The organism is uncultured Methanobrevibacter sp. (genome assembly GCF_900316895.1).
GTDB lineage: Archaea > Methanobacteriota > Methanobacteria > Methanobacteriales > Methanobacteriaceae > Methanocatella.
This window is the reverse complement of the sequence record NZ_ONER01000084.1, coordinates 1-6,363: the sequence shown is the minus strand read 5'-3', so window position 1 is coordinate 6,363 and position 6,363 is coordinate 1. Positions and strand designations below refer to the sequence as shown.

Here is a 6,363-nt window from a genome sequence, read left to right as displayed (position 1 = left end):
ATTCGGCAGGTATGTCTTTGAAAAGTTAATCAATGCATCCAAAAGCAGCATCACTGCATCTTCGTCACTGTCGCAGTTTCTACGTTTTGCTGAATGGAAATAAGGATGAGCATAACAGCCCAATGCTTTGGTGAATCCGACGATTCTTCCTAAAACACCGGCGGATGTGTGCGGCGCCAGTCCGGCCACCAGATGGCCAATCAGGTCGCTTTTCTCCTTGACGTTGTAGAACGGCTCCATACCATAATATCTGGTAAGCTCGTCATCAATAAATTGCGCTGTTCTGAGAAGATATTCTCCACAATTATCTGATATTACAATATCCTGAACCCTTAACTCGATAATCTGGTCCTCATTTTCAATAGGATTTCCATAGCAATCCTTTTCATAACCCATTTCATGCAATTTCTCGACGCTGACCCCAATTTCGCTTGGGATGAAATGTGTCAAAGGCAAATCGGTGGAGTCATGGCGGATTGTTCCATCCTTGAAGGTAAACACTTCATGCTTTGCCCTGAGTATTCCCTTTTCAATAGGTTCAGGGAGTTTGGCCTCGGAAATCATACCGACAACACCCTTTACCTCGTCAACACGTCTTACCTTAACATTATCTGATGCCTTTTTAAGCATTGACGCCAAAGGAACGGTTTTCATTGAAGGTTTGCCCATTTCGGTAGGATGTCCACATTTAGGACATAGTGACCCGAAAGAGCTGATTCCACATTCAGGATTGGTACATTTCCTTCTTGATATCTCCACTTTAATGCTGCCCTTTTTGGCGGCGGTTGCAACCAGTCTTCTTGCTCCTCCATAATTGCCTATCGGAATCAATCCGTGAGGAGCGGGTCTCATAAGCCTTTCCTTTGATTTTTCAGGTCTTCCGACACGGGTACCGATGTATGCCGGAGCCTTATTTTTAATTTCAACCGGTGAGACCGCATTCACTGCCTCAATGGTTGTTTTCATCTTAGGAAGCTTTTTGGATAAGGTCACAAGCAATGCATATGAGTGGTCCTTATCGATGATTATCTTGCCGTCCCTTACAATGTGAGGGACTCCAATAATTTCCAAAACCCTTTTCGGATAGGATAAATCAAGCTTTATTCCTTCATCTTTTTTGTAACTTGACTTGGACTTTTCAATAAGGTCAATCAGCGTATTCAAATCGTCGATGGTCACATCATTATAGCAGTAGGTGTATCTTGGATGAAGGGGGATGTCATACTCTTTTGATAGCTTGAATGCTTCGACAGACGGCAAATACTCGTATTCCAATTTATACAGGTCCAAATCGGTGTTGTCCTTGTCGAATTTTTCGCTTCTCATCAGCAGTTGGATCCACCATTCTTCAACCCATCCTGACGGATATAAAGGCTGGTTGTTTCTTAAGAATTCTCCGAATGCGACAAGCATGTCTCCTAAAAACAGTATTTCGGTAACATCCTTTTTAACTTCACGGGCCTTTTTAACGCTGTCAAGTATCAATACGTCTCCGTTTCTGAGTTTTACGGTTGGTCCTTCAATGGAATCGACCGGAACGACACAGTTACCCTTTCCTGGATATTCAATCTTAAGCTGTGTTCCAACGGCAAGAAATTCAAGCAATGCCATTGTTGCCGGATGAACTCCCATTGTGGCAAGACCGGTGTTTCTTGAACGTCCGTATCTCAATCTGAATGCGCCCTTTTCTGAAGGATATCCAAGAATAGGTCTTCCTCCAATGATATCCTGGATGTATTTAGGTTCGCTGACAACATCGGAATCGTCGCTTGAATCTGATGAATCGTCCTTTTTAGGTTTTGAATACTCGCTGAGCCATTCCCAATCAAGACCCAATTTCTTGGAGATCTTGTGAATCTTTTTGGATTTCTGGATAACTCCCTCAACCATAGCCAGAAGGGCTCCTCCACGAATGTTGTTTGTTTCAACACGTTCCAAATCCCTGTGGGATACCTCTACCTGGTCGGTCTGCTCTCCGGACACTTCTACTGGAATATGATTTGCGGCGAATCTCACTTCTTCTGGTGTTGGTGAGTATTGAAGGTTTGTAACTTCGGATTCGTAAAGCTCTACTTCCTCTACATATCTTTCAATTTCATCATCTATCGGTTTAAATGCATCAATGCCGATAGCCTGGCGAATCTTGTCTCCCAGAAGCACGGCCAATGCTGCAGCTGTACCTCCTGCACTTCTGATAGGTCCTGCAAAGTATACTCCAATGTATTTTGTTCCATCAAAATTTTCTTTGATTTTAACATCGGAAATTCCTTCCAGAGGCGCTGCTACCACACCTTCTGTCAGGATGGCAAGAGCGGTCCTTAATCCCTGATCGCACCTCTGCTCCTCATTCCAGTTGGCCTTTTCGCCGGTCAGATTGAATTTTCCGGATGCGATTTCAGCGGCAATTTCAAAAGCGACAGATTCCCTGTCCATATCGGTTTCCAATTCCTTGATTCTCTGTGCCACACCTTCGGGGCCAACAAGCCCCTCTACTCTTTCAGCTAAATCCTTTGCAAGTGGCACTTCAGTTTCAGTTTCAACATCTAAACCTTTAGACCTTGCTTCGTTAGCTATATCGTATAGGTGATTGGTTTCTTTTTCTAATCTATCAAAATAATCCATAGTATCGCCACAAGTTACAAAATTAATTTGGTATATAATGTATTGTATTTTATTGTTATTAATGTTTTTTAGACAATACTTAAATATGCCAAAATTCTTAATTATTAATGTATCTTGTAGTTGAATTTTAAAAATTAATATTGCTATAATGGTGATTTTAATGTCTAATGATAAACCAATGAACGCTATGTACGGTCAAAAAGTAAAATTGGACTTGACCAAAATTAGAAACAAGCCAAAAACCGAAACTGAAGAGAAAGTTGTTGAAGAAAAGATTGTTGAAGAACCAGCAGTTGAAAATACAGTTCCTGAAGTTTTAGTTGAAGAAACTATTGATGAAGAACCAGTTGAAGAAGAAGTTGTTGAAGAACCTGTAGAGGAAGAGGTTGTTGAGGAAGAGATAGTTGAAGAACCTGCTGAAGAGGAACCTATCCACAACGAGCCTAAAATCGAAGTTGTTGGAGAACCTGTTGAAGAGGAACCTGAAATTGAACAACCAAAACAAGATTCTTCTAAAATTAATAATTTAAAAGATAAATTGGCTGAAAAGGATAAAAAATTATCCAACCAGTCTAATGAACTCAATTACTTAACAAATAAAGTAATTCCTAAGCTCAAAAAAGAAAATGCAGAGCTAAAAAAACTTAAAAAGGAATTAACTGATGCACTTGAAAAATCCACAAGAAAATATTTCGATCAGCTTGACATCAATGCCGATTTAAGCAACAACATCGGTAAATTGGGTGCTGAAGGTGCAGTTCACAAAGTAAGGGCTGATAAGTTAGAATCCGAAATAAATACCATAAAAGATGAATTGGGAGCTGAAATATCAGAACTTAAGGAAAAACTTGCAAACACCGATGTCGACAGCATCAAAAAAGAAAATGAAAATCTGATTAATGAATTGAAGGATTTGAAAGCCAAATTATCAGATGCAAGAAAGGAAAACATATCACTTTCAGAAGAAGTTGACAAGCTAAGATCCGAAATCATTGAATTCGGAAACTATAAAGAGGAAGTTGAAGCTCAAATCAAAAAAGAGATTGACGGATATAAGGAAGAAATTTCTAACCTTAGAACAAAACTCAAAGTCAAAGAAAGCAGCTATGATAAACTTTCAAACGAATCTAACAAAACAGTTTCCGATTTAAGAAAGCAAGTTTCAAAACTTGAAGAAAAATTGGAAAAAGAATCCAATAAAGGATTGTTCAACAGATTCAAATAGATGATTAAATTCATCTATTAACTTATTTTTTTTATGAAAACCGATGATTATTTTATGGCGGAAGCTTTAAAGGAAGCGGAAAAGTCCTTGACTGAAGGCGGAATCCCGATTGGGGCGGTGCTCGTTAAGGATGGGGAAATCATATCCAGAGGCCATAACAGACTGATTCAAAACGATTCTGTCGTTCTTCATGCCGAGATGGATGCAATTGAAAATGCAGGGCGCCTTAATTATGAGGATTACATTGAATGCACATTGTACACTACGCTGTCCCCATGCCCGATGTGCTCAGGTGCAGTGATACTGTATAACATTCCGAGGGTTGTGATTGGGGAGAACACTACGCTAATGGGTGCCGAAAACATGCTTAAATGCAACGGCGTGGAGGTCAGGGTTTTGAATGACATCAAATGCCGAGACATGTTTTTGAAGTTTGCCGCCAACAATTCCGAAATCTGGGATGAGGAGCTAAAGAAGGTCGGCAACACTACAGAGGTGAAATGAATGGAGATAATAATAACTGATGAGAGGGATGAAAGGTTTGTAGATATGTGTTCCTCATTTGGATGTGAAGTGAATGAGCCTCAGGTAGTTCTTCTTTTGAATAATTTCGGAAAGACAGTGGGATGTGCCAGCTTCAAGGTATATGACTCAGAGTCCGCTGAGATAACAACGCTCTTTTTGAACTCCTATGACAATAGGGAAAGGATATCCTATAAGCTTATCAGACAGCTTGAAAAGATAGCAATGGATTATGAATTCAAAAGTATAGTGGTAAGTTTTGATTCAAAAGAGGATATTCTGATTGAAATTTTTGAAAAACTAGATTACAGGTTCACAGAGGACCTTCTAATGAAAAAGGAATTCAAAAGTATAATTTAAAAAAGAAAAAAATTAAAAGATTAAGCTTCTTTTCTTAATCTTTTCACAACAAAGTCTTTGTCCAAGCTTAACAGGAATGATGCTGCTCTTGGACCTTGTTTTTGACCGAGAATCATTTTGTAGATTGCCTGGAAACCTTTTTGAGGTTTTAATCCTTGGCCTTCGAGGATTTCATACATTGCATCGTGCAATTCTGCGGCGTCTGTAAACTCGGTGGTTTCCATCAGGTCAGCCAAATCAGCCAGGAACTGATCCTGTTCAGGGGTCAATGGCAGTTTAGGAATGCTTTTTTCTTGAACTTGGAATTTCACGAATTTAGGTGCATAGGTGTCCAGCCAGTAGATTACATTGTCAACCCTTTCGCGGTATTGTGCCATTTCCAAGTCAGTCAGGTCGCCGAACTCCTTGTCTTTGAAGCTTTTGGTAAGCTGTGAGTTTCTTTTAAGAATATCGAAGATTTTTTCCAAATCGTCACCGGCAATCTGATAGGCGTTGACCAGGAATCTGAAAGGTGGTCTGAAAGGTAATGGGCTTCCAGGTTCCATCTGGACAATTTCATAGATTTCCTTGAATTTCCTGCCTTCTTTTTCGGATGGAGCTTCAACCTCATCGTAGAACACTTTTTCAACTGTATCGAACTGGTCGATAAAGTCAAGGAAAGGCATTTTAGGTGAGAAGTCCTTTGCCTTCATTGGTTTTGACCTGAAGAGATAATAGTGAAGACTTTCTGCAGGGCCGATTTTCAGCCATTCCTCAGGAGCGAAGAAGACTCCGTGGGATTTACTCATCGCTTCGCCGTCAAGTGTGATCCATTCGTATGGTACAGGATAAGGTGCAGGGTAGTCAAAAATCTTTTCGGATATTACGCTACTTACATCGTATGATCCTCCGCTTGCTGCGTGGTCCTTTCCGAAAGGTTCGCATGTGGTTCCGAATATTTTCCATCTTGCAGCCCATTCGACTCTCCATGTGAGCTTACCGTTTCCGGATTTGATGTCCATTTCACCATCGTGGCCGCATTCACATCTGTATTTTATGATGTCGCCGTCATAGTCGTAGGCATATGTGGTGTTTACACGTCCACATTCATCACAGATAGGGTTGTATGGCAACCAGTCGTCAGCCAAAGGCTCTCTTCTGTATTCGTTGAAGATTTCCTTGATTTCTTCGACTCTTTCCAGGGATGTTCTGATGTAATCGTTATATACTCCGGACTTGTACATTTCAAAACCGGATTTTGTTTCCATTTCAATTCCATAATCGTCCATCACGGACAGTAACGGTTTTTCAAAGTGCTCTACAAAGTTTGCACAGCATCCGTCAGGACATGGAATCATTGAGTATGGCATGCCCAGGTATTTGTCGTATGATTCAGGTAAAGGGTATGGTACCTTTCTGAGTGGGTCGTGGTCGTCTGCAATCCATATTGTTTTAGCTTTCTTTCCTTTTTCTCTTAATTTCTTTCCGATTCCGTTAGCTACAAATATGTCGCAAGAGTTTCCAATATGTATTGAACCTGAAATGGAGGTTCCGCTTGCAATGACATGCTCTTCTACGTCCATTTTACTCAATTCATTAGCTATGTTTTCAATCCAATGTGTCATTTATATTCACCATTATAATAATAAGAATAA

Annotated in this window: 5 protein-coding genes; 3 read left to right on the top strand and 2 right to left on the bottom strand. The window is 40.2% G+C overall.

Going from position 1 to position 6,363, the window contains the following annotated elements; all coding sequences use genetic code 11:
• Positions 1 to 2,622, bottom strand: a 2,622-nt coding sequence (gene polC, locus QZN27_RS08245; RefSeq protein ID WP_296786276.1) for a DNA polymerase II large subunit, incomplete at its 3' end; no start/stop codon positions are given.
• A 160-nt stretch (positions 2,623 to 2,782) separates the two neighbouring features.
• Between polC and QZN27_RS08240 the strand changes: the two genes are divergently transcribed.
• The 3 genes from QZN27_RS08240 to QZN27_RS08230 are packed head-to-tail and all read left to right on the top strand — an operon-like array spanning position 2,783 to position 4,729.
• Positions 2,783 to 3,847, top strand: coding sequence for a hypothetical protein (locus QZN27_RS08240; RefSeq protein ID WP_296786273.1), 1,065 nt, complete (start codon positions 2,783 to 2,785; stop codon positions 3,845 to 3,847).
• Positions 3,848 to 3,880: 33 nt separating this feature from the next.
• Positions 3,881 to 4,351 (top strand): nucleoside deaminase, encoded by a 471-nt coding sequence (locus QZN27_RS08235; protein ID WP_296786270.1) that lies wholly within the window; start codon positions 3,881 to 3,883, stop codon positions 4,349 to 4,351.
• Positions 4,352 to 4,729, top strand: coding sequence for a hypothetical protein (locus tag QZN27_RS08230; RefSeq protein WP_296786268.1), 378 nt, complete (start codon positions 4,352 to 4,354; stop codon positions 4,727 to 4,729).
• A gap of 20 nt (positions 4,730 to 4,749) precedes the next feature.
• On the opposite strand, the gene lysS is transcribed toward QZN27_RS08230, so the two are convergent.
• Positions 4,750 to 6,333 carry a lysine--tRNA ligase gene (gene lysS / locus QZN27_RS08225; protein WP_296786265.1) on the bottom strand — a complete coding sequence of 528 codons (1,584 nt, stop codon included), beginning with the start codon at positions 6,331 to 6,333 and terminating at the stop codon, positions 4,750 to 4,752.
• Between the last annotated feature and the right edge of the window lie 30 nt (positions 6,334 to 6,363).